The sequence below is a fragment of the Streptomyces lydicus genome (assembly GCF_001729485.1).
Lineage (GTDB): Bacteria > Actinomycetota > Actinomycetes > Streptomycetales > Streptomycetaceae > Streptomyces > Streptomyces lydicus_D.
Genome location: NZ_CP017157.1, coordinates 1550415 through 1570450 on the forward strand (window position 1 = coordinate 1550415; position 20036 = coordinate 1570450).

Consider the following 20036-nt stretch of genomic DNA (forward strand, 5'->3'; position numbering starts at 1 on the left):
TCAAACGGCCGGCTTCATGGGAGCCCGGCCCATGTAGCAGAGGTCGGTCGCGGACGTCGAAGGCACCGCCCGGTCACGGCGAATGGAAGGCATAGGCCCAGGCCGGCGCCTCCGCTCCGATCGGATCGATGCGCTTGTGGGCGGCGAGTACGTAATCGGGCACGAGACGTGCCTCGTCATCGCGGTCGATCAGTTCCTTGATGAGGTGGCCGGTGACCCATTGACCGACCATGGTGAGGAAGTTCTCCAGGCTGCGCGCCGCCGGTAGGGCCGCGAGGTGTTCCTCTCCGGGCTCTGTGGGAATCCGCAGCACGTGTCCCGTAGGGCCGTCGATGACGAGCTCGCCTCCCATCCAGAAACCGATGTGGAAGAAGGGGCCGGACTCCTCGATGGGGTCGACGTCCGATGGCCAGGTGACTTCGTCGAAGATGCTCATTCGGTGGTCACCGCGCGGATAAATACCCATACCGTCTTCATCGCTCATTTCCGGCAGGCCGTATTCCATGAGCGTGCGGCGCGTGGGTTCGAGCGTCAGGCCGTCGGGCAGCAGCTGCGCCGGGAAGGTGTGGAGGCGACGGGCCCCGAACATCTGGACCAGATCTGCGGGGCTGGGCGGGGAGGCGTCGACGGGAACGGTGGCCGTGGTGAAGGCGTAACGACCGGAGAAGGGTTCCACGTTCGGTGAGTGAAAACCGGAGAACGCTGCCTCCGCCGGGATTTCGATGGCGAAGACGCCGCCCGAACCACCCAGAATCAGCTGGCCGTTGAGGGAGAGCGGGGGACCGGCGAGAAGCGTCTCGTGGACCTCTTCCGCATCCGACATGGCGTCCTCGAGGTCCTCAACGGTTTCCGGCCCCGAACGGTCCTCCTCCGCTTCCGTCTCCGCCCCCGCCTCGTCCGTCTGCGGCCAGGTCAGATCGGCGTGGTGAGCCTCCGGGATCTCCTCGTGCCAGGGGCCGGCGAGGTGTTCGCCGGTGACCGCGTCCCAGATGTCGGCGCGGGACGTCCAGGTGTGCAGGCCGGCAACGGCGGCACGGCCCTGCCAGCACACTGCGGTCAGTCCGTCGACGGGACCCGGTTCGAGGTACCGCCAGTGATACCCACCCGGTGGGCGCCAATGCGACCACCTCGTCTTCCAGGGCAGCCGTACACCGGAGTCGGCGACGGCCGCGGCGAATGAGCGGTCCGAGCGGGCCGTGGCCATGAGGTGCAGCCATGCGGCCCACTCCGGCTGACGGGACGGGATCACGCCGTAGGACCAGAGATGGACGGCGTCGCCGGCGGCGGTGCCTCCCGGCAGGTCACCCAGGAACGCGCATCGTGCGGCGTCCATCAGGGTCGTCTGCGGGATGTGGGCGAGTACGCCGCCGTCCTGGAGGAGAGCCCCGAAGGGGGTGGCAGGACTCGGTTCCTCGGCCGGTCCCGACGCGAAGAGGGTCGTTTGTGCAGCGTGCATCGCCAAACCGAAGGCCGCATAGCGACCTTCCGGACCCGATGCGGCCCATCCCTCGGCATGGCGGAACTCGGATGAGATCGCTGTCAGCCACTCGGCCATGTGCCGGTCGACGCGGTTGATCTCGTCGTCCGCGGCGCTCCGTCGCAGTTCCTCCGCCAGGCCCTCGTCGGCGAAGGACACTCCGTGCGTTCCGGACACCAGGTGGTCGGAGAAGTCCTCCAGCACGGTGTGGAGTACGCCTTCGGACACCGGTTCCTTGCCGAGCGCGTGCGTGAGTTCGGCCCAGACGCGCATCGGCACCTCCCGGGGCTGGGAGAGCGCCAGCGCACGAAGCGGCGTCGGCCAGGAGCCACTGCCGTCGTCACGGTCATGGAGGGAGAAGACGGCATCGGCGAGCGGCGGAAGCGCCTCAGGAAGCGTGTGGACGAGCACGCCCACGGGGCCCCCGCTCAGGCGGTCGGTGACCTGAGCCACCAGACGCCGCCCTTCGGACGAGCTGCGGGTGCGACCGGCACGGTGTGCATTCACGATGAGGGCGAGCCGGGGCTCTCCCAGTCGGTCGAGCTCGGCGCGCCAGTTCCACCGGTTGGCGGGTGACACGTCAATACCGGCTTGCTGCAACACCTCGGTCATGACTTCCTCGGCGGTGCACCCCGAGGCATCCACCAGGATGCTGCCCCCGATCTGCTGGTGCAGCTCCCGCAGCACCGCGGCACCGGCAACTCCCGAAGGATCGGCCAGATGCGCCCATGGGTCCCCGGTGCGCCACTCGTCCCACCAGCGCAGGACAAGAGGCATCACCTCGTGGGGAGCGACCGCACCGGCCATCCGCTCGCGCTTGGTCATTCCGCTTCCTGTTGTTGCCTCTCGCGATCGGAATGGACCATATGGGCTGGGGTTTTGTCCCAAGGCTAGTTCAGCACGCGCAGGGAGTTGGCAAGCAGGAGGACGGAAGCTTTCCTTCGTCGGTGCCCGATCCAGGTCGGTGACCAGGCTCTGGCTGCGGAGAGGGAGAGTGGCAAGGGGGTGGACGGTGCGATCGGGCCCGTCGGATCGATCCGAGCGCTCAGCAGAGGCCGGCGTCACTCGTTGTGGAAGGCGTACGCCCAGGCGGGGGCCTCGGCGCCGGTGCTGTCGACGGACGCTTGCGCGAGCGCCACGTATTGCGGCAGCAAGAAGGCTTCGAGGTCGTTGTGGATGGTCTCCTTGATGCGGAGACCGGTGACCCACATTCCCACCATGGTGAGGAATTTCTCGACGCTGCATGCGGCGGGCAGGCCCGCGAGATGGTCCTCGTCGGGTTCCGTGGGAATGCGCAGCACGTGCCCGGTGGGGCCGTCGACGACCAGTTCGCCGCCCATCCAGAAACCGATCTGGAAGAACGGTCCGGTCTCCTCGACCGGGGGGACGTCGTCGGGCCAGAAGACCTCGTCCATGACGTCGAAGCGGGAGTCCCCGTACGGGTAGAGGCCCATACCGCGTTCCCGCATGTCGGGAAGGCCGAATTCGAGGAGCGTGCGCCGTGCTGCTTCGTCCGTGAGGTCGTCGGGCAGTTCGTCCTCGTCGAGCTCGAAAATCTCCTCCTCGCCGTACAGCTGGATGAGATCTTCCGGGCCGGGCGGCGGGGCGTCCACCGGCGCGGTCGGGCCGACCGCGGCGTAGGGACCGGAGAGCGGCTCGACCCCACGGGAGCCGAAGCCGGAGAACTTCTCTCCCGCGCGTGGTTCCAGCGCGAAGAGGCCGCCCGATCCACCGAGGATCACCAGATTGCCCACGGGTAGCGGGGGACTCTCCAGCAAAGTGCGGTGTGCCCCTCGGCCTTCGGGGACGCCGTTGTACAGATCGTGGAACGTCCGCGGTCCCGGGCGTGAGCCGGTCTCGTCGGGGGAGCCGGTGTCGGCCGGGGACGGCCAGGAGAGAGCATTCAGGTGCCCCTCGGGGATGTCGTCTCCCTGCCAGGGGCCGGCGAGCAGCTCATCGGTCGCGGCGTCCCAGATCGCTGCGTCGGGGTTCTTGCGTTCGCAGAGACCCGCAACAGCGGGGCGGCCGTGCCAGCGCACCTCGGCCAGTGCGGTCAGCACCGTCGGCCGGGTGTAGCTCACGTGGTAGCCGCCGGGCGGCCGCCAGTGGGTCCAGGTGGTTTTCCACGGGAGCTGGACGCCTGATCCGGCGACCGCGGAGGCAAATGCCGTGTCCTGCCGTGCGGTGGCCATGAGGTGCATCAGGGCTGCCCATTCCGGCTGGCTGGGCGGGACCAGGCCGTATGACCAGAGGTGAATGCCGTCACCGGCGGCGGAATTTCCCGCTACGTGACCTCCGAAGGCGCAGCACGCGGCATCCATCAAGGTGGTTTGGGGAATGTTGGCGAGCAATGCGCCCTGTGGCAACAGCTCTTCCAGGGCTTCGGCCTGGACCGCGTGGGCGGCGAGCCCGATCGCCGCGTACCTGCCTTCGGGGCCGGAGCGAGCCCATCCCTCGGGGTGCCGGAATTCGTGTGCGGTGCGTTGGAGCCAGTCGACGAGGTGCCGGCTGACCCGCGCGATTTCCTCGGCGGGTGTCTCCTTCCGCAGCCGTTCCGCTACGCCCTCGTCGAGGAAGGCCACGCCGTTCGGGCCCTGCTGGATCAGATCGGAACGGTCGTCGACAAGCTGGGTGAGTGGCGTTTCGGCGACCGGTTCACCGGTCAGGGCGCTCGCCAGCTCAGCCCATATCCGCATCGGAACGTCGCGGGGCTCGGCCAGGGCCAGTGCCCGTATAAGCGAGGATTCCAGTTCTTCTGAGGGGCCGCTCTCCGGCAGTCGGAGGACGACCTCGGACCGGTCTGGGAGGTCGCGCGGAGCGGTGTGCGCCAGCACGGTGACATTGCCGCTGTTCAGTCCCGGGATGGTGCGAGAGATGAGACGTTCCGGTTCGTATGAACGCCGAGTCCGGCCCGCCCTGTGGGCATTGGCGACACACACCAGCCGGGGCTCGGTGAGCTGCCGGACGGAACTCCGCCAGCGACTCCGGCTGCCCGGGGACAGGTCCACCCCGAGGGCGACGAGGACCTCCTTGTGGACCTCCTCGGCGGTGAGCCCTTGGGCGTCCACGAGGACGCCGCCTTCGACGCGCCGGTGGACTTCGCGCAGAATCGACGCGCCATTTGTTCCGGAAGGGTCGAGAAGAAATGCCGGCGGGCCACCGGGGCTGCAAAGGTCCCGCCACCAGTCGCTGACAACGGTGAGGGCACGTGCAAGGTGGTGAGCTTCAGGAGGCATGTCCAGGCTTCGGCAAATGTGGAGGCGTACGGTTCCGATCGACGGGACTGTGAGAGGCCGGAGACCCGGCCTCTCACGGTGTCAGTCGTTGAGGAAGGCGTACGACCACGCGGCAGCTTCCGCGCCTGTTTCGTCGACGAGCAACTGGGCGCTCTGCACGTGCTGCCGCAACAGGTAGACCTCGTCGTCATCCTCAATGACGGCCTTGAGTCGGAGGCCGGTGACCCACAAACCGACCAGGGTGAGGAAGCTCTCCAGACTGCAGGCCGCGGGCAAGGCTGCCAGATGTTCCTCATCCGGCTCTGTGGGGATGCGGAGTACGTGGCCTGAGTGGCCGTCGATGACCAGTTCGCCGCCCATCCAGAACCCGATCTGGAAGAGCGGACCCATCTCTTCGGGGGCATCGATACCCGACGGCCAGGAGACCTGGTCCAAGGCTTCGGGCAGCCGTCCGGCCCATCCCCAGGGGTAGATCGCCAGGCCGTTCTCATCCAGAGCGGGCAGGCCGATGTCGGTGAGAGTGCGCCGGGTTGCCGGGTCGGTGAGTCCGGTGGGGAGATTGCCCTCTCCGAACTTCCGGAACTCGTCGGCGCCGTACAACTCGATCAGGTCCGCCGGGCCGGGTGGCGGTGCATCGACGGGCGTCGTTTCGTTTGCCGCGACGTATGGACCTGAGAGGGGGCGCACTTCCGATGAGCTGGTGCCGGTGAAGGGCTCCCCTGCAGCAGGTTCGACGGCGAACAGGCCGCCGGTACCACCCAGGACGGTCACGTCCTCGAGGACCAGCGGGGGAGCGGCGAGCAGCAGCTCGTGGACCGCAGGCTCGTCCGGCATGGCTTCGAAAAGCTCGTCAAACGTCGTGGGTCCCGAATCTTCCTCTTCATCGGGCCACGACAGGTCGGTGAGGTGCTCCTCCGGAATGTCCTCTCCATACCAAGGCCCGGCCATCAACTGCCCGGTGAGGGGATCCCAGAGAGTCGTGGACTCGTCGGCGTCGTAGAGTCCGGCAATGGCCGGTCGTCCTTGCCATCGCACTTCGGTCATGCCGTCGCAGGCGCGGAATGAGAGGTAGCGATGGTGGTAGGCACCCGGCGGCCGCCACTGCGTCCACTTCACCTTCCACGGGAGGTCTACGCCGGATTCGGCGATGGCGGAGGCGAATGTGTCATCGTCGCGCGCGGTGGCCATGAGGTGCAGCCAGGCAGCCCATTCTCCTTGCGCGGCCGGAATCATGCCGTAGAGCCAAAGGTAGGAGGCGTCCGCGGCGGCCGAGTTGCCGGGGAGAGTGCCGAAGCTCGCACAGGCGGCGGCGTCCAGCAGCAAAAGCTGGGGGATGTTCGCCATCGCTTGCCCGTCATGGAGCAGATCACCGAAGACCCGCGCAGGTCCCTCGTAGTCTGCGGGAAGTCCCTGGTAAAAGCCGGCACGTGCGGCATGCATGGCAAGTCCGGTCGCGGCATAGGAGCCTTCGGAACCGTGCTTGCTCCAGCCTTCCGGGTGCCGGAATTCCGGAGAGATGTCACGCAGCCACCGGACCAGGTGCCGGTTCACGTCTTCGACGTCCCGCTCGTCCGTACCGCGGCGCAGTTCTTCGGCGAGGTTTTCGTCCGTGAACCGGACGCCGTTCTCGTCGGAGGCAAGCTCGGCCGGGAACTCCGCCAAGACTTCCGAAAGGGCTGAGTCCGTCGGCCGTTCGCCGGTCAGAGCGGCGGTGAGCTCGGCCCACATGCGCAGGGGCACGACGCGCGGTTCCGACAAGGCCAGGGCACGCACAGGCAGCGGCCAGTCGTGCTGCGTGGACTCTCGCTCCTCCACATGCACCGCGATGGGTGCACGTACGGAGCGCCGCAACGGCCCGCTGTGTACGACAAGTCCAGCTTTGCCACTGCTCAATCCCTGGACCGTTCGGGAAAGGAGGCGTTCCGGCTCGTAGGAGAAGCGCGTGACGCCCGCCCGGTGAGCGTTGATGATGAGGACGAGCCGGGGCTCTTCCAGTCTCCGCAACGACACGCGCCAATTCCGGCGGTTGCCCGGAGAGAGGTCGACGCCAAGAATCTCGAGTATTTCGGCGTGCAACTCTTCGGCGGTACGACCGGTGGCATCCAGCAGAACGCTACCGGCGATGGTGCGGTGAACCTCGCGCAGAACCTCGGCGCCGTCGCGCCCGGAAGTATCCGCCACATGGATCCACTTGCCGCCGGGGCGCTCGTCCCCCCACCACTCGGTGATGAGGGAAACGGCATCCTCGTTCGACGTGCTGTTCGGTGACCGTTCCTGGTTGCCCATTATGCCTCTACTGACGTCCCTGCTTGCTTGCGGTTCAGCATCGAGATTCGGGTTTGCGCCCAAAGTTCACTGATGACGTGCAGATGTTGCTCCATTTCCTCCGACATCTCCGTCTCATTGTCCGAGCGCGTTTCCTTGACTCGATTATTTATCTGCGCGTCAGTGAGACCCTCCTTCTTGAGTTGCTTCTTCAGGTCCGCCTCAGAGAGGTGGCTGTTCTCCTCGATGAATTTGTCGCGATTAGCTTCCAACTCCGCGCGCTTCGCTTGCTGCGCCTCGGCGCGTCCGTCAGTGTCCTCGCGATATGTGGTGCTGTAATATACCGGAATCTTCTGTTCGGCCAGTGCCTTGCGCAGCTCCAGCGAGCAGTCGGCGTGGCCCGGGCTCTCCTTGGGGGTGCCGCACGGCTCTCGCTCGGTGTAGAGCCCGGCTATGGTATAACCCTCCGCCCCCTTGGTCGCATTGAGGCGATTTATCCACTGAAGAAGGTGTCGCTCGGAATGGCGGGGAGTTGCTCCGTCGCTCTGGGCAGGAACCGACGAATCGACAATGTATGTGCTGTTGCCGTCGGAGTCCACGACTTCCACAACGGCGTAGTTCTTTTCGGAGAAGTCGGGGACATTGTCTTTTGCGTCCTTGAGAAGCGCCGCAAAGCGTGGCGTGATGTTTGCCTTGTCTGAGCCGGTTTTTGCTCGCTGGAGGTCCTGCATGGCCTTGTAGGCCGCGCTTCCCTTTTCGCGATACTTCGGCGGTATGAGGTTGGCTTTCCCTTTTCCGCTCGCCGTATTTGCTCGGCGGCCGGCAGCGACCGACTCGTCGAACTCCGTTGCCGGGTCTTCCCGGTCCTTGCCCTGTTGCCGCGCCGCACCCTTGTAAGGCGTCTTGCCGTCGGGCGCACGCTCGGGGCTGCTTCCTACACTGTTGTTCGCATGGAATGCCAAGCTCATGCGGGCCACGGTGGCGATGACGACATGTCGATGGCCGTCATTCATGCGGGAGAAGTCGGGGCCGAGGATGTCTCGGAGTTCCTTCTCCGTGAAGGCGGTCGGGGGGATGTCGGTGTCCTTGACGGCATCCCGTGCGGCCGCGTGATCCTGCTGTGCCTGTTCGTACTTTGCTGTGGCATCCGCCAGCGCTTGCGCGTTCTTCTCGCTCGGGTGCTCGTCGTTTTCCTTGACTGCCTTCGCGTGTTCTGCTCGGGCGTCGTGCAGAGCATTCCTGGCATTCGCAACGCTTTGCGTGGCGTCCACGTAGGCGGCACGCCTATTGGCCGACACCTCCAGGAGGTTGGCCAGACGTCCGTTTTTCGCCCACTCACGCAGGTGGACGTAGGCAGGATTATCCGCAGGATTTTCGGGGTGCAATTCGATCCTGTGGACCGGGGTGCCGACGCTTTCGTGCTCCCGCACCAAGCCCTGGGACGTGTCGGGCGGACGGTTCGAATGCTTCAGGTCCGACGCTTCAGGCTGCGGAAGCTTTTCGTTTCGTGCTTCGCGCGACTCGCTTGCAGTCTGGTGGTGAGGGTCGTCGGCATCGGGCATGTCCACGTCGGAGGCGTTGTCCGGCGTGTAGTCGTTCGGCTTGTGATGCTTCTGGGCAGCTCCCTCGTCGATGTCCATGTCGTCGGGGGAGAGCTTGTGCTTCTTGCCGTCGCCACCGCCGGCGGGTTCGGCGGCCGGGCGGCGGTTGTTCGCTGTGTCCCGGGAGGGCGTGGCTGAAGTGTTCGCGAGGGGTTGGCGGTTGGGGTTGAGGGGGATGGCGTGGACGCCGTTGGTGCCGTCGTGGAGGGGGGTGTTGCTGTGTTGGCCGGTTTGGGCGTCGATGTAGGTGAGGTTGCCGTGGTGGTTGACGACGTTCCAGGCGTGGGCGCGGCCGTTGTGGTCTTGGGTGATGATGACGGCTTGTGAGCCGTGGCCGGCGTTGTGGAGGTCGTTTTCCAGGCGGTGGAAGGCGTCGGGTCCGTTGCCGTAGTCGTTGAAGCGGGTGCCGAGGGTGTTTTCGATGCGGTCGCGGCCGTTGTTTTCGCCGCGGTCGGAGGGGGTGCCGTCGGGGTGGGTGTCGGGGGTGCGGTGGGCGGCGGCGGTGGGGTGGCCGGCGTAGGTGTCGGCGGTGGCGAGGGCGGCGTCGACGCAGTTGTTGTTGCGGCCGGGGGCGTCGGGGCCGGGGTGGTTGATGGTGTTGATCCAGTGGCCGGTCTCGGGGTCGGGGTGGCGTTGGGGTTGGCCGTTGTCGTCCTTGGGGATGGCGTTTTCGACGTGTTGTTGGTGTTCGTCGGTGGGGCCGTCGAGTCCGCCGGGGCGTTCGCGGTTTCGGGTGTCGGAGGCGGGGGTGTGCTCGCCTTGGCCGCCGTGCTCGGAGGGGGCGCCGTGCTGGGAGTGGTCGGAGTTCTCGGAGTGGGCGGAATTTTCGGAGCTGTCCGAGCTGTCCGTGCGGTGCGGGTTGTTGATGTCGTTCGCGTGGTCGGTGGGGTGGTCGCTGCGGTCGGCATCCGGGGTCGGTGAACTGCCGGCCGCGGTGGTGGGTGCGCCGGCCGGGTGCTGCGGGTTCTGAGGGTTCTGCGGGTTCTGAGGGTGCGGGGGCTGCTGCTGGTACGGGTTGGGGTGCTGCGGCTGCTGAGCGTACGGATTCGGCTGCTGCTGCGGCATGTGTTGCGGTTGCTGCTGCGGCTGGGTGTACGGGTTCGGCTGCTGGTGTTGCGGCTGCGCGTATGGGTTGGCCTGCTGCGGGTTCGGCTGCTGGTGCGGCTGCGCGTAGGGGCCGGGCTGCTGCTGGTACGGGCCGGGCTGTTGGTGCTGAGGCTGCTGGGTGTACGGGTTTTGCTGCTGGTGGGGCTGCTGGGCGTACGGGCCCGGCTGCTGCTGAGGCTGCGGTTGGTGCTGCGGCTGTTGGGCGTACGGGTTCGGCTGCTGGTGTTGCGGCTGCTGCTGCTGGGCGTACGGGTTGGCCTGCTGCGGGGTCGGCTGCTGGTGCGGCTGCGCGTACGGGCCCGGCTGTTGGTGCTGGGGCTGCTGGGTGTACGGGTTTTGCTGCTGCTGGGCGTACGGATTCGGCTGCTGGTGCTGGGGCTGGGCGTACGGGCCCGGCTGCTGCTGGGGCTGCGGTTGGTGTTGCGGCTGCTGCTGGGCGTAGGGGCCCGGCTGCTGGTGCTGTTGAGGCTGCGGCTGTGCGTGCGGGGTGGGCTGCTGGGGCTGCTGCTGCGGCTGGGGTTGTGGCTGCTGCTGTGGGTGAGGTTGTGCCTGGGCCTGCTGCTGAGCCTGGGCCTGTTGCTGGGCGTGCTGTTGTGCCTGTGCCTGTTGCTGTGCCTGAGCCTGTTGCTGGGCGTGCGCCTGGGCCTGTGCCTGCTGCTGTGCCTGGGCTTGTTGCTGGGCGTGCGCCTGGGCCTGTGCCTGCTGCTGTGTCTGAGCCTGCTGCTGAGCGTGCGCCTGGGCCTGTGCCTGCTGCTGTGCCTGCGCCTGGGCCTGCTGTTGGGCCTGGGCTTGTTGCTGTTGCTGTGCCTGCTGCTGGTTTTGAGGCTGCGGCTGCGGTTGCTGCTGGGGCTGTGCCTGCTGCTGGTTCTGCGGCTGCTGCTGGGGGTTCGGCTGCTGCTGGGGGTTCGGCTGCGGCTGCGGCTGTTGGGGCTGCGGCTGGGCCTGCTGTTGGTTCTGAGGCTGCTGCTGGGGCTGCTGCTGGGGCTGTTGGTTCTGGGTCTGTGGCTGCTGCTGGGTGGGGTTGTAGGGCTGGCGGTTGGCGTCCAGGACGAGGTGCCAGACCTTGTCGGCGCTCGTGTTGATGGGCTGGTCGCTGACCTTGCCGGTCTGGCTGTCGACCCAGACGACCTTGCCGTTGTGGTTGACCGCATTGAAGACGTGGGCGCCGCCGGAGGGCCACGTGACGAGTACGGCTGCGGCCGCGCCGGGGCCGGCGTCCTGGAGGTCCTTGGCTATTTGGGCATAGCCGTCCTTGGAGTTCGTGCCGGAATTGCGGAACTTGGCGCCCGTGTACTGCTCGATGTTGCGGGTGCCGTCGCGCTCGCCGGAAGCGCGGTCGATGCCGCCCTTGCCGTCCGGGTCGTAGGTGCGGACTCCGGAGACCTGCGGGTTGCCGTACCAGGACTCCATGAAGGAGCGGGTGCAGTCGGCGCAGTTGTTGGAGCGGCCGAGGACGGTGGGGCCGCCGTCGTTCTGGAGCTGGGCCCACGGCTGGAACGGGTCGTTGAAGGCCCGCGGGGTGCCGTCCGGGTTCCGCGGGAAGTTCGCCTCAAGTGCTTGCTGGTCGTGCGGGAACGGTGAGTACAGGCCGCTCGGCTGGTGGTTGAGGCTGATGCGTACGTCGACGTGGCTGCGGAGGTTCGCGGGCTGGGGGACCGGTGCCTGCGGCTGCGACTGTTGCTGCTGCTGGGGGGCCGGCTGGGGCTGTTGCTGGTTGGGGTGCTGCGGCGTCTGCTGCTGGTGCGGCACAGGCTGCGGCTGCAGCACAGGCTGCGGCTGCGGAGCCGGCTGTTGCTGCGGAGCGGGCTGTTGCTGAGGTTGCTGCTGCTGGGGAGCTGGCTGCTGCTGTTGCTGTGGCTGCTGCTGGTTTTGTGGCTGCTGCTGCTGCTGCGGCTGCGGCTGGGGCTGTTGCTGTTGCGGTGCTTGTTGCTGGGTGGGGGTGTTGCTCTGAAGGGTGGGCTGAGCCTGCTGGTGAGGCTGCTGCTGCGGGGTGTTCTGGGGCTGCTGCTGGTGCGGGACGTTGGGGCTCGGGGCAGCGGGGGCCTGGGCGCCCGGGGTGGACGGGGCCTGCGCGGGGGTGCCGGCCTGGGGGCGGTCCGCGCGGGTGGGGGCGGTGGGCTGCTGCGCCGCGTCCGGGCGTGCGGGGGAGGGCTGCTGTGTGCCGTTCGGCTGCTGCGCTCCGTCGGGGCGCGCGCCATCGGGGCGGTTGGCGTCGGGGCGCCCTCCGTCGGGACGTCCTCCGTCAGGGCGGGTGGCATCCGGGCGCGCGGCGTCGGGCCGAGTGCCGTCAGGACGCGTGCCGTCGGGGCGGTTGGTGTCCGGGTGGGCGTCCTCGGGACGGGTGCCGTCGGGGCGCGGGGTGGGGGAACCGGGGGTTTCGGGGCGGGAGTCGGTGTCGCGCTGAGGGCCGTCGAGGCGGGGGTTGTGCGGGGGGCGCTCCGGGCTCTGCTGCTGGGTGTGGTCCTGGACTGCCTGGGAGCCGTCCGGGCGGCGGTTGTCGCCGGGGGGAGCCGTGGGGGCGTCCTGGCGGGGGCCGTCGAGGCGCCGGTCGTGCGGAGGCGGCGTCTGGTCGCGGCGAGGGCCGTCGAGGCGGGGGTTGTAGGCGGGGCGGTCCGGGCCGGTCCGCTGGGTGTGGTCCTGGATCGCCTGGGAACCGTCGGCGCGCCGGTTGGCGGGACGGGCGGCAGCGCTTCCACCGGTGGTGGACGGGCTGCCGGTCGTGGAGGGGCTGCCGGTGCCGGACGGGGTGCCGGTGCGGGGCGGGGTGCCGCCGCGGGGGGCGGCGGTGGGGTTGGCGCTGCCACCGTGGGGCGGCATGGCGCCCATCATCATCGGCCCGTTGGCCTGGGAGGCGTTGGGCTGCGCCTGTTGGGGCGTGGGGGTGGAGGCGGAGGGGGCGCTGCTCGGGTCAGCGGTGTGCTGGGTGGGCGGCGGCAGGGTCGCGGTGTCCGCGGACTGCGTCCTGACGGTGGTGTCGTCGGGGTCCACGGTGGGCATGGGGTCGCCCGGCGCCGGGTCGCGCTGCTGGATCGGCTGCCCGGACGAGGGGGTGTGCTGGACCGGTGCGCCCTGGGGCGCCGTGCCGACATGCGGCATGGAGGGGCGGCCGCCGCCACTGCCGGTGGAGTTGTCCCCGTTGGTCGTACCGCTGTCGGCACCGTCGTGGGAGGTGCCGGAGTTGTCGCCGTACGAGGGCGGATTGCCGGCCACGGGGTCGGGTGTGGGCGAGGGATCGGGCGTGGGCGAGGGGGCGGGCGACTGGGACGCGTCCGGACGGGCGGCGTCGGGGGTGTGGTCCGGTGCCGGCTGGGTGCTGACCGGGTCGGAGTCGGGGCGGGCCGCGTCCGGGGTGGTGTCGTGCGCCGGCTGGGTGCTGACCGCGTCCGAGTCCGGGCGGGCGAAGTCGGGTGTGGTGTCCCGGGCGGGCTGAGTGCTGACCGGGTCCGAGTCCGGGCGAGAGCTGTCGTGCGTCGGGCCGGAGTCCGGGTGTGAGGAGTCCGGCGTCGGGCCGGAGTCCGGGCGCGAGGAGTCGTGAGTCGGGCCGGAGTCGGGGCTCGGGCCGGAGTCCGGCGTGTGGCCGGAATCGGGGGTGTGGTCGGCGCTGTACGGGCTGTCGTTGCCGCCCTGATAACCCTCGTCGAACGGGGAACGCTGGTCCGGCGGCGGGAGGGGCTGGGAGTCCGGGACGGTGTGCGGGGTGTCCGAGCCGTTGGAACCGTTGGGGCTGTTGGAACCGGTGGGGCCGTTGGTGTCGGCCGCGGAGTTGTTGGACGTGGCAGACGGGCTGGAGGCGCCGTTGCCGTCCGTGCCCGAGTTGCCGGCGTTGTCGGAGGCGCGGGGGGTGTGGCTGGTGGAGCCGCCGTCCGAGCCGCCGTTACGGCCGCCCGCGCCGCTGCCCCCGGCGGAGTCGTTGGAGGTGCTGCCGGACCCACCACCGTCAGAGCCGCTGCCCGATCCGCTGCCGGAGCCGCCGTCGGACCCCGTCTGCGAACCCGAGTCGGAACCGGAGTGGGAACCGGAGTCGGAACTGCCCTCGGAGCCCGAGCGGTTGCTGTTCGAGCCGGCGCCGTCCCCGGCGCCGTCCCCGTTGCCGTTGCGCGAGCCGCTACCGCTACCGCTGCTGCTGTCGCTGTCGGAGCTGGTGGATTCGCTGGAGCCGCCGTGCTCGCCCCCGTCCCCGCCGTGCTCGCTGCCGTGGCCGGCGGCGGAGTCCAGGCCGCCGCGGGCGCGGTGTCCGGCGCGGTGGCCGGCGCCGTCGCGCAGGCTCTCGCCGAGGGTCTCGCCGGTGTTCTTGATCGCGTCCGTGGCGGCGCTCTGGCCCTCCTTGAGGGTGCGGCCGAGGTTGTAGCCGTTCTGGGCGCCGAAGTTCTGGTTGACGGTCTGGGCGATGATGTCCGAGACCATGGCCTCCAGAGCGGAGATCACCGGCTCCTTGGCGGCCTCCAGGATCGCGTCGAGCAGCTGCTTGGCGACCTCCTTGAGGATCTTGCGGACCATTTCACGGGTGGCCAGCGTCGCCGCCGCGCCGCCGATTTCCGACAGGCCCAGGGTGAAGGGTGCCGCCGCTTGTGCGGCGATGATTTCGGCCGCCAATATCGCCAATTGGGCGATAACGGCGACTTTCATGCCGATGACGAGGGCGGCGGCGGCCTCAAGGGTGAAGGCGATGACCTCCGCCGCCTCGCGGGCGTCGTTGAAATAGCCCGAACCGCCGCCGAACTTGTCCCATGCCTTGCTGAAGCCCTCGATCGAGTCGCCGGCGTTCTGGCTGAGCACATTGGACGCCGACGTGACGCCCCGCGACTGGTGTCCCTCCACCTCCGCGGCGAACGTGCGCCACACCTGGGCGCACTCGATCAGCTTGTCCTCGTCGGCGGTGGGCCACTCGAAGCCGAGCATCTCGAGGACCCACTCAAGAGCGTTCGGCAGCATCATGGACAAGGCGGAATTCCCCCGTGAAATCTATGCATTTCGGCTTGCTGCGGGTGAGGACCTCGCGGAGAGGCGCCCTCGTCGGAAGGGCGGGGCCGGGTCGGGCGTGTGAGCCGGCCGGTGCGCTCAGTGCTTGGGTGGGTACCAGGCGGTGGTGGTGACCTCTTCGGGCTGCTTGGTCGGGTCCTGCCACGCCTGCTTGTTGTCGACGTGCTGCTTCATCAGCGCGTCATTGAAGTCCTCGTTCTCCGCGTGGTTCTTCGACATGTCGGTCAGCGCCTTGCCGATTTCCTGGAGCTTCGCGGAAAGGTGGCCCATGGACTCGTACATGCCGTCGCGCACGCCCTCATAGGCGACGCCGAACTTCTCGCCGAGATCGTCGTCCCCCCACGGCGGAGCGCCGTCCTTGCTGGCGAACGTCGTCAGGCCGCTCACGAACTGCTGGCCGAACGACTTCTCCTCCGGCTGGGGCTGCTTCGAGGGGTCGGCCGGCGGGCCCGCGCCGAGCGCACTCAGGCCGTTCATCAAACGCGCCACGGACTGGTAGAAGTCCTCGCCGAGCTTGGTGAAGTTCGTGCCCTCGGACTTGAGGGACTCCACGTCTGTCTGGAAGCCACCTGCTCCGGCCACAACGCCCCCCGCGTTCGTAATGCTTACCCAATGAAAGCTTCAAGCCAAAGCTTAACTGCCACCGCTGACAACCCACCAGCCGCCACAGGGCGGGCAAAGTGGCTCAGGAGTCGCTCGGCCGGTAGAAGCGGTGGTAGAGCTCCACGGCCTCCGCAGGCGGGAAGTTGGGGAGGAAGGTCACGTCGCCGTTCTCCTTGGAGATGGCGACATTGCTGCCCCCGGGCGAGGACGGCGGGGCGGTGGGGTCCTCCGGGGTCGGCCAGCTCGCGTGCACCAGATAGCCGGCGTCGAACTCGTGGACGAACAGGCCGGTCGGGCCGTCAGGGGAACCGACTTCGGGGAAGTGCTGCCGGCCGATTTCCAGAGCCTCGTCCTCGTTCGCGGGTACGGGCTTCGGTCCGTCATCCGCGACGCCGACCTGCGGAGGGGTCGGGGGCGGCGGAGGGGTGGGGGGCGTGGGCGGAGTGGGAGGCGTGGGCGGCTGAGGGGGATTGCTGCCCGTCTGGTCGGAATCGGCCATGACGTTGTCTCCTTGGGTGCTGACCTGGTCGGTGCTGGTCAACTTAACTCACGCCCTGGTGGCCTGAATGGTTCGCGTCCGGGACGAAATGACTGCGTACGGCGCGAGCGCCCCGTCCTCCCCGGCAGGGGCCGGCGTCGAAATGCGCACTTCCCCTGCGGCACTCCGCCACTGCCGCACTCCGCCCCTGCGGCACTCCGCCCGGTTCATGATGCCGCCGGCGGCCGGCGGCCGGTGGGTGGGTGTTCATTCGAAGTTGACCAGGGACAGCCAGAACTCCAGGAGTTGCTTGTCGCCGGTGATCACGAAGGTCTCCTTGTCGGCGGGGCGGCGGCCGTAGATGAGCAGCAGGAGGTCGGTCAGGGGGGCGTTGACGGTGACCGCGGCGGGCTCGCGCGTACGGCGCCAGGCGAGGGCGTCGCCGGTGAGGTCGACGAGCCAGTCGGCGGGCGTCTCGGGCGGGGTGTCCGTGGCGTGGAAGCGGAGGGTGCGGCCGGGGCCGAGGAGTGCGCGCCGGTCCGGGTGGAAGTCGAGCATTTCCGGGAGCGAGCCGAGCTCCATCCACTCGTCGAGCGCGTCGAGGGCGACCGGCTGCTCCACGGTGAAGCCCGTCCCGAGGGTCAGGGCCGCATCGGCTCGGTGGATGACCGACTCGTGGGCCATGCGGCGGGCCAGGAAGGCGGTGTTCCCGTGGGGGAGCGGGGTCCAGATCTTGGTGTCGGGGCCGGCGGCGCGGAGGGCGGCGGCGAGCAGCTCGGCGCCCTCGGTGAGCCAGTCGCCGAACTCGGCCGGGCTCTGGGTCGTGTCGCGGGACAGCACGCGCAGGGCGGTCTCGGGCGGGGGCTGGGTCGCCCGGGTCCGTACGATCTCCTCGGCCCAGCGGTAGACCTCGCCCAGATGCCGCAGCAGCTGGGCGAGGTTCCAGTCCGGACAGGAGGGGACGGTGGCCGTCAGGTCCGTGCCCTCGGTGAGGCAACTCCCCAGCAGCCGGGCCTGGGTGACGATCTCCGAGCAATGCCCGGCAAAGTCCATGGTGCGGTCCATTCCGTCACGGTAAGGGCCGCCACTGACAATGAGCCGTAGGCGCCGCAGGCGTGGTCACCGGGCGCCCCCCGCCTCCAGCCGGAACCGCAGACGGCAGATCGCCGCGTCCGTGTCGCGGCGGACCGCGTGGGCCACGACCGCGCCGCGCTGGTTCTGGAGCAGCCGCTGCCACAGGTGGGCGGGCTCGGCCTCCGGGATCAGGACGGTGATGCGGGTGCCGGGCCGCCGGGCGGTCAGGTCGGTGACGTAGCCGGCTATCGGGCGGCCGACGGAGCGGGTGGTGGAGGGCAGTTCGAGGAGCTCGACGCCGGGGTTCCACAGCTCCCAGTCGCGGCGCAGCGCCTCGGTGGCCGGACGGTCCGCGGGGTCGTCGTACGTGACGGTGACCGCCACCACCTCGTCGCCCAGGGACACCGCCGCGTTCAGTGCCTCGCGGGTCAGCCGGGACAGGTGCGAGACGGGGACGACGACGAGGGAGGGCGCGCGGCGCGGGGCCTCGGGTACCCGGCCGAGGCCGAGGCGCTCGCCGATCCGGTCGTAGGCCCGGTGGACGGCCTCGAAACCGAGCACCATCAGGGGCAGCGCGATGACGATCAGCCAGGCGCCCTCGGTGAACTTGGTGGCGGTGACGACGAGCGCCGAGACACCGGTGAGCACGGCACCGAAGCCGTTCAGCAGCACCTTGCCGCGCCGGCCGGGGGAGCGCTCCCGGCGCCAGTGCCGGACCATCCCGATCTGGCAGAGGGTGAAGCCGACGAAGACCCCGATGGCGAAGAGCGGGACGAGGGTGTTGATGTCGCCGCCGGAGAAGACCAGGAGGGCCGCGGCGACGGCGGCGAGAGCCAGCACGCCGTGGCGGTGGACCTGGCGGTCCGCCTTCAGGCCGAAGACGTGCGGCAGGTAGTTGTCCCGGGCGAGCAGGCCCATCAGGACGGGCAGCCCGCCGAAGGAGGTGTTCGCCGCCAGCGCGAGCAGGGCCATGGTGGCGAACTGGACCACGTAGAACGCCCCGTTGTGGCCGAGCGAGGCGTCCGCCAGCTGGGCGAGGACGGTGACGCCCGCCACCGGCTGGAGGTGGAAGCGGCCGATCAGGACGGACAGCCCGATCAGCATCACGCCGAGCAGCGCGCCGAGCGCCACCTCCGTCCGTTGGGCGCGCCGGACGGCCGGCGCCCGGAAGGACGGCACCGCGTTGGCGACCGCCTCGACGCCGGTCAGCGCCGAGCAGCCGGACGCGAATGCCTTGAGCAGCAGCAGGGCGCCGACGGAGGTGGCGTGGTGGGCGAGGACGGAGGCGTGCCCGTCGGCGGTGACGGTGGAGGCGGGGGCGTCGCGCAACAGCCCGACGACGACCACCGCCAGGACGGACCCGATGAAGACCGCGGTGGGTACGAGGAACGCCTTCGCCGTGTCGACGATCCCCCGCAGGTTGATGCCGGTGATCAGGACCAGGACGGCCAGGCAGAGCGCCACGCGGTCGCCGTACAGGCCGGGGAAGGCGGAGGTCAGCGCCGCGACGCCGGCCGTCACCGATACGGCGACGTTGAGGACGTAGTCGAGGAGGAGGGAGGCCGCGGCGACCAGGGCGGTGCGCCGGCCGAGGTGGGCCTTGGCGACCGCGTACGAGCCGCCCCCGTCGGGGAACGCGGCGATCACCTGGCGGTACGAGGCGACCAGGACGGTGAGCAGGGCGGCGATGGCGAGGGTGACGGGGAGGGCGAAGCCCAGGCCGTAGCCGCCGGCCGCGGCCAGGACCAGCACGATCGACTCGGGGCCGTACGCGACGGACGCCATGGCGTCGAGGGAGAGGGCGGCCAGGCCCTGGAGGGCGGTGAGCCGGTGCCGGGCTTCGGCCGGTTCGGCGGCCGGTCCGGTGCTGGTTTCGGTGGACGTGGCGGAAGAGGCGTTGCTGTGGGGGCGGGTGGTGACCGTGCCGCCGGCGGTATCCGGGGGTTCCTCGGGCCGGCCATCGGGCTGGGACACCGTCGACATGGTTCGTCGTACCTCCGTACGCCGCTGTGGCGCCGTGCGCCTTGACCCGCTCAGCGTGCGGGTGCGGCGGGCCGCCGCCGGTCCGTCTTGGCGGCACCTTGGCGGGCGTACGGGGGTTCTTCACGGAGCCTTGACGGGGAGGCGCGGGCACCGCCGCCGAGGCGCCGGCCCCGGCGGCCTCACGGGGAGGCGCGGGCGGCGGGCGGCCAGGGCCTCGGCACCGGCGCCCGCCCTACGAGGAGGGGCGGGCGCCGGATCGGGCGTCCCGTCACTCGCCTTCCGCGAGGCGCTTGATGGTCGACAGCCGGCTGTCCCAGGCCGCCGCCAACCCGTCCATCCACCGGGCCGTGACCCCCAGCCGCTCCGGTATGACCCGGTAACGCGCCTCCCGGCCCTCCCGGTGGCCGGCGACCAGGCCGGCCCGGTCGAGGACACCGAGGTGTTTGACGATCGCCTGACGGCTGACCGGGAGTTCGGCCGCGAGGACCGTGGCGGTCGCCTCGCCGTGTGCGGCGAGGGCATCGAGTATCCGGCGGCGGGTCGGGTCCGCCAGCGCGGCGAACACCTCCGCCACCGCGTCCGGACCCGCACCCGCCCCGGCCCCCGCCCCCGAGCCGGCCCCGGGCCCCCGGCCGGAGCCGCCCCCGGGGCCCGCCCCGGCCCCGCCCGTTCGTCCGTCCGTCGTCATGCCGGGAGTCGCTCCGTGTACTGCTTGAGCTTCTTCGTCATCTCGGTCCAGCCGCCGGAGTGGCTGTCGTACCCGGCGGTCGAGGCCCGCTCCTCCGGGATGGCGATCTCCTCGAATCCGGTCTCGACGACGCGCAGCCGGGTGCCGTCGCCGTCCGGGGTGAGGGTGAACTCGACGAGCGTGGAGTTGCCCTCGACCGCCACCTCACCGGGGTGGGCGCTGGCCCAGCGGTACGAGAAGTGGTGCGGCGGGTCCACCTTCACGATCGTGGTGGGGAACTGGCCGTACTGGCCGTGATCGAGGTGCATGATGCCGCCGGGCCGCAGGTCGACCGGGGTCGGCTCGCCCTGGCCGAACCACGATCCGACGTGCTCGGGCTCGGTCAGCACCGCCCAGACCCGTTCCACGGGCGCGTCGATGCTGATCTCCCGCTCGATGCGGTTGCGGTCCTCGGCGTTCTTGCCGGTCTCGCCGGTGCTGGGGGCTCTGTCGGTGCTCATGGGGTGTTCCTCCCTGCCGTGCTCTCGCTTCCCTACGTGCTACC

The 20036-nt window shown here is 69.7% G+C and carries 10 protein-coding genes; all 10 read right to left on the reverse strand.

The window, feature by feature from the left end:
- Window positions 1-73: 73 nt before the first annotated feature.
- Window positions 74-2542: an SUKH-4 family immunity protein gene (locus SL103_RS06595; protein WP_164492759.1), complete on the reverse strand. Its 2469-nt coding sequence runs from the start codon at window positions 2540-2542 to the stop codon at window positions 74-76.
- Window positions 2539-4545, reverse strand: a complete 2007-nt coding sequence (locus SL103_RS06600) for an SUKH-4 family immunity protein (protein WP_069567816.1) — start codon at window positions 4543-4545, stop codon at window positions 2539-2541. The genes SL103_RS06595 and SL103_RS06600 overlap by 4 nt, the downstream gene beginning before the upstream one ends.
- 249 nt (window positions 4546-4794) lie before the next feature.
- Entirely contained in the window at window positions 4795-6999 is a 2205-nt protein-coding gene (locus SL103_RS06605) for an SUKH-4 family immunity protein (protein WP_069567817.1), read from the reverse strand.
- Entirely contained in the window at window positions 6999-14621 is a 7623-nt protein-coding gene (locus SL103_RS37510; protein ID WP_069567818.1) for a toxin glutamine deamidase domain-containing protein, read from the reverse strand. Before SL103_RS37510 ends, SL103_RS06605 begins: the two co-directional genes overlap by 1 nt.
- A gap of 123 nt (window positions 14622-14744) precedes the next feature.
- Entirely contained in the window at window positions 14745-15218 is a 474-nt protein-coding gene (locus SL103_RS06615) for a hypothetical protein (RefSeq protein WP_069567819.1), read from the reverse strand.
- Window positions 15219-15351: 133 nt separating this feature from the next.
- On the reverse strand, window positions 15352-15768 hold the full coding sequence (locus SL103_RS37655; RefSeq protein ID WP_079145601.1) for a hypothetical protein: 417 nt from the start codon (window positions 15766-15768) through the stop codon (window positions 15352-15354).
- Between the two features lie 246 nt (window positions 15769-16014).
- Entirely contained in the window at window positions 16015-16812 is a 798-nt protein-coding gene (locus SL103_RS06625; protein WP_208869832.1) for a maleylpyruvate isomerase family mycothiol-dependent enzyme, read from the reverse strand.
- Between the two features lie 54 nt (window positions 16813-16866).
- A complete protein-coding gene (locus SL103_RS06630; RefSeq protein WP_069567821.1) occupies window positions 16867-18804 on the reverse strand; it encodes an APC family permease in 1938 nt (645 codons plus the stop codon).
- A 268-nt stretch (window positions 18805-19072) separates the two neighbouring features.
- A complete protein-coding gene (locus SL103_RS06635) occupies window positions 19073-19378 on the reverse strand; it encodes an ArsR/SmtB family transcription factor (protein ID WP_069567822.1) in 306 nt (101 codons plus the stop codon).
- 110 nt (window positions 19379-19488) lie between these two features.
- A complete protein-coding gene (locus tag SL103_RS06640; RefSeq protein WP_069567823.1) occupies window positions 19489-19992 on the reverse strand; it encodes an SRPBCC family protein in 504 nt (167 codons plus the stop codon).
- Between the last annotated feature and the right edge of the window lie 44 nt (window positions 19993-20036).

What these genes read in the sequence shown, in the direction of transcription:
- SL103_RS37510 (WP_069567818.1), bottom strand. Translation starts at nt 14,621, where the DNA reads ATGATGCTGCCGAACGCTCTTGAGTGGGTCCTCGAGATGCTCGGCTTC.
- SL103_RS06625 (WP_208869832.1), bottom strand. Translation starts at nt 16,812, where the DNA reads ATGGACCGCACCATGGACTTTGCCGGGCATTGCTCGGAGATCGTCACC.
- SL103_RS37655 (WP_079145601.1), bottom strand. Translation starts at nt 15,768, where the DNA reads ATGGCCGATTCCGACCAGACGGGCAGCAATCCCCCTCAGCCGCCCACG.
- SL103_RS06605 (WP_069567817.1), bottom strand. Translation starts at nt 6,999, where the DNA reads ATGGGCAACCAGGAACGGTCACCGAACAGCACGTCGAACGAGGATGCC.
- SL103_RS06630 (WP_069567821.1), bottom strand. Translation starts at nt 18,804, where the DNA reads ATGTCGACGGTGTCCCAGCCCGATGGCCGGCCCGAGGAACCCCCGGAT.
- SL103_RS06640 (WP_069567823.1), bottom strand. Translation starts at nt 19,992, where the DNA reads ATGAGCACCGACAGAGCCCCCAGCACCGGCGAGACCGGCAAGAACGCC.